We start from the raw sequence: 3607 nt of genomic DNA, 5'->3' as shown, positions 1-3607 counted from the left end.
CTCCCCAGAAGTRCAARCGGACTTCGTCCTCCTTCCTTGACTTGGGGTTGCATCAGGGCAGGTTGACAACTACCCAACGACGCAGGTCATGCCTGCATCGTTACCGATTCTCTCGGTGTGTCTGTTGGCAGTACTTGGCTTCCACACACAACAGACGGATCTACGCTCGATGTTTTACGGTTACAACGTTTCCTGTAACCAACTCCATACATCGAGTAGCCGTTATTGGAGTGCCTTTATTAAACGGTTTTCTCCACGCCTTTATTCTATCATACACAAAAGAAAAGGGGAACGCGCATTCCTCTCCCACTTACTCCCTTTGGTCGTTGAAGTGGGAGTCTCCTGCGCGAAATAGGATGAAATTGAGGTGCATGCGAAAGAAACGCTTGTCGCCGTCGAACAAGGCGACACGCTGCGGATGATGCTCGCCGCTCTCCGCCGGTTGATGCGCCATACGCCGATCAATGTGATCGCGAAAAAACGCGAGGCGGCTGCCGCCCTCATTGAAGCGGAACGGTATATTGTGTGATAATGGGAAGTGCCAGGCGTTTGCCTGCTGCTTCTTTTTCCATGAATTCCAAGCCGTCGAATGAAAGGGAGGAATGCGGATGGCGCTGACGCTCTACTGGTATCCAAAATGCGGAACGTGCCGGAAGGCGAAGCGTTGGCTCGATGAACACGGCATTGAGGTGCAAACGGTGCATTTGGTCGACGAGCCGCTGACGAAAGAACAGCTCGCCGACTTGTATCGAAAAAGCGGGCTGCCGCTCAAAAAATTTTTCAATACAAGCGGCATGAAATACCGCGAACTCGGATTGAAAGACAAGCTCGATGGCGCCTCGGAAGACGAGATGCTCACGTGGCTCGCCTCGGACGGCATGCTCGTCAAGCGGCCGATTTTAACGGACGGCGAGCGGGTCGTGGTCGGATTCCGCGAACAAGACTACGAATCGTGTTTTGCCGGGCGCGTTTCGACGGAAATATAAAAAATTTGGCCGAAATGAAATGAATTCAGTGAGTTTTGGCGAAAAATCGGTTATGATGAAAAAGAACACAACTTGCCGCACTGGAGGGATTTAATGAACACGCCGAAAGAACTCCGTTATTCGAAAGAGCATGAGTGGGTGCGCGTCGAAGGGGATAAAGTGCGCATCGGCATCACCGATTTCGCCCAATCGGAGCTGGGCGACATCGTGTTTGTCGAGCTGCCGGAAGTCGGCGCGGAACTGACAGCGAACGAGCCGTTCGGCAGCGTTGAGTCGGTGAAAACCGTCTCGGAATTGTATGCGCCGATCAGCGGCACGGTCGTCGAAGTGAACGAAGCGTTGAACGACAATCCGGAATATGTGAACGAATCACCGTATGAAAAAGCATGGATGATCGTTATTGAGCCGAAAGACTTAAGCGAAGTGGACAACTTGTTGACGGCCGAACAATACGAAGCGATGATCAACGAAGGATAAACGTTCCTGCAAAGTTCGCTTCGAACCGGGCCCCCTATACATACCGGAATGTGATGAAAAAGGGGTGCTCGTGATGGTGTTGCAAACGAAGCAACTGGATGTCACGGACCGGGTCACCGGCAAATGGAACGGCCGCACGATCGAACTGTACGAGGGAGGCGAGCTCATCGGCCGCCTTCCGCTTCCTGCGGCTGTAGCGTGGAAAAACGGATAAAGCGAACAAATGGGAAATTTGAAAATGGGTCACCGCTACCGTTGAACTGGATCAAAAATATGTCGACTGCGACGGGGAGGCGGGCTGGTGTTAGGAGGCAACGGCGGATGGCCGTTGCTTTTCTGTTGCCATACAATATTGTATCCTCATTCACGTTAGGTGGGTCGGACATGCGACAGGTGGAAAAAGTGATTATTGTGGAAGGGCGGTCAGATAAGGAAAAAGTGGCGGCCGTGCTGAACGAGCCGGTTGTCATCATTTGCACGAACGGCACGATCAGCGATGCGCGCCTTGAGGAGCTGGCCGATGAACTCGAAGGGCGGGATGTGTACGTGCTCGCCGATGCCGACGAGGCGGGGGAAAAATTGCGCCGGCAGTTCCGCCGGGTGTTTCCGGAAGCAGGGCATATTTACATTGACCGGGCGTATCGCGAAGTGGCCGCCGCCCCGATCTGGCATTTGGCGCATGTGCTGCTGCGCGCCCATTTTGACGTCCGTATCGAATCGTTCATGAGAGGAAGAGGCGAGTGAACACAATCGGTCGAAACGATATTAAGCGAATGGTGGAAGGGGAGCCGCTTCTCGCTCTTTCGTTGTATACCCCACTGTGCGGCACGTGCCAGTTGGCGAGGCGCATGCTTGTTGTCCTAGAACAATTGTTTCCGGACATACCGTTTTGCGAAACGGACATCAACTACATCCCCGAGCAGGCGGCGGCGTGGAAAATTGAAAGCGTTCCGTGCTTGCTTCTTTTCGCCGGCGGAGAGATCATCGGCAAATGGTATGCGTTCCATTCGGTCCCTTATTTGTACGAAGCAATCCGCGCCCGTTTGCCGCGTTGACGATCCGCCATTTTTTGACGCCGTTTGACACATTTCATGGGAAATGACAAAAACGGCGTTGGTTCGCCACGGCGGCTGTCGAGATTTTTGTAAAGGATTCTCCCCCTTCGGCATGGAAATAAAAGGACAAAGGAGATGGGGGGAGGATGCTCAATGGAAATGTGCGAGTTGGTAGGACAGTTTATGGAACGGATGCAAACGTTGCGCCATTTGTTGCCGATTTTGCCGGATGAGCAGCTGTATGTTCGCTTTGAAAGCGAGGAAGAGACCGCCATGGTGGCGCTCGGCAAGGAGCTTACTGCCGGAAGGGAACCTGATGAACGGAACGTCTTGACGGTGCACGGCTCCAAAAAAGCACTTTGCTCGCTTTTAGACGGCGAGCTGAAGCTGCAGCAGCTCGTCCGGCTGCGCGAAGTGCATGTATCGGGAAGCTTTCGTCATCTGTTGCTGCTTGAGTCGCTCCTCCATTTGGYTRAGCCATMTCKKCATGTTSSGTRAAGTGTGAGTAAAATATTTGTGGGTGACATTCMGRAATGATCCCCGACGAGGGTTGCGAACTTTTGTTCGCGACGCTCGTCGGGGCCACCAAGCGAAGCGCGGTAGAAAAAAGCAAATGTCATGCAAAAAGGACTCTCTCCCTGCTATGATGGTGATKRYCAACATCMACCKAAAACAGGAGGGAGAGAGTCCATGAAACATCTTACCACAGAATGGCCTTTATTAAAAGAGCTGGAGGAACAATTAGTCAGAACTCTTCAAAAGGTGTTCGCTGTCTTGTTGGCGGCCCTTTTGGAGGAGATTGATCAACAACTGGCGGAAGCGCGGGACAAGCGCCGGTATCAGCTGAAAGACAAACGGCCGACTACGATCCAAACGCTGTTTGGAGAAGTGACGTTTCGACGGAACTACTACTATGACCGGCAAACGGGGAACTATACCTTCTTGCTGGATGCCGAATTAGGCTTTGATGGGGCCCGATCGATCAGTCCTTGCCTCGAGGAAACGGCGGTCGAGTTGGCCGTAGAGTGCTCTTCCTACCGCAAAGCGGCCCGTACGTTGGAGTCGATCGTGGGGTATGCGGTCCTAAGC

At 53.0% G+C, this 3607-nt stretch carries 8 protein-coding genes and 1 pseudogene; all 9 read left to right on the top strand.

The annotated features are described in order from the left end of the window. Positions 1–355: 355 nt before the first annotated feature. A pseudogene (locus tag AP057_RS17600) lies at positions 356–529 on the top strand (hypothetical protein); the annotation flags it as partial. Positions 530–608: 79 nt separating this feature from the next. Further along, positions 609–986 (top strand): arsenate reductase family protein, encoded by a 378-nt coding sequence (locus AP057_RS13570; protein ID WP_055358965.1) that lies wholly within the window; start codon positions 609–611, stop codon positions 984–986. 93 nt (positions 987–1079) lie between these two features. Beyond that, the gene (gene gcvH / locus AP057_RS13565; RefSeq protein WP_033016348.1) at positions 1080–1463 is read left to right on the top strand and encodes a glycine cleavage system protein GcvH; all 384 of its coding nucleotides are present in this window, start codon (positions 1080–1082) and stop codon (positions 1461–1463) included. A 73-nt stretch (positions 1464–1536) separates the two neighbouring features. Then, a complete protein-coding gene (locus tag AP057_RS17930; protein ID WP_233205007.1) occupies positions 1537–1677 on the top strand; it encodes a DUF2553 family protein in 141 nt (46 codons plus the stop codon). 46 nt (positions 1678–1723) lie between these two features. Beyond that, positions 1724–1771: a DUF2553 family protein gene (locus AP057_RS18070; protein WP_255350137.1), complete on the top strand. Its 48-nt coding sequence runs from the start codon at positions 1724–1726 to the stop codon at positions 1769–1771. Between the two features lie 76 nt (positions 1772–1847). Continuing rightward, entirely contained in the window at positions 1848–2207 is a 360-nt protein-coding gene (locus AP057_RS13555) for a toprim domain-containing protein (protein ID WP_033010412.1), read from the top strand. Next, a complete protein-coding gene (locus AP057_RS13550; protein WP_094239171.1) occupies positions 2204–2518 on the top strand; it encodes a thioredoxin family protein in 315 nt (104 codons plus the stop codon). The genes AP057_RS13555 and AP057_RS13550 overlap by 4 nt, the downstream gene beginning before the upstream one ends. A 153-nt stretch (positions 2519–2671) precedes the next feature. After that, complete coding sequence (locus AP057_RS17925; protein ID WP_055358964.1) at positions 2672–3016, top strand: hypothetical protein; 345 nt, start codon at positions 2672–2674, stop codon at positions 3014–3016. A 192-nt stretch (positions 3017–3208) separates the two neighbouring features. Beyond that, a partial coding sequence (locus AP057_RS13540) for a UPF0236 family transposase-like protein (protein WP_200910076.1) occupies positions 3209–3607 on the top strand: 399 nt, incomplete at its 3' end.

This window comes from Geobacillus sp. Sah69 (genome assembly GCF_001414205.1).
GTDB classification, from domain to species: Bacteria; Bacillota; Bacilli; order Bacillales; family Anoxybacillaceae; genus Geobacillus; species Geobacillus stearothermophilus.
Note: the sequence above shows the minus strand (reverse complement) of the source record. Positions and strands in the feature narration are given on the sequence as shown.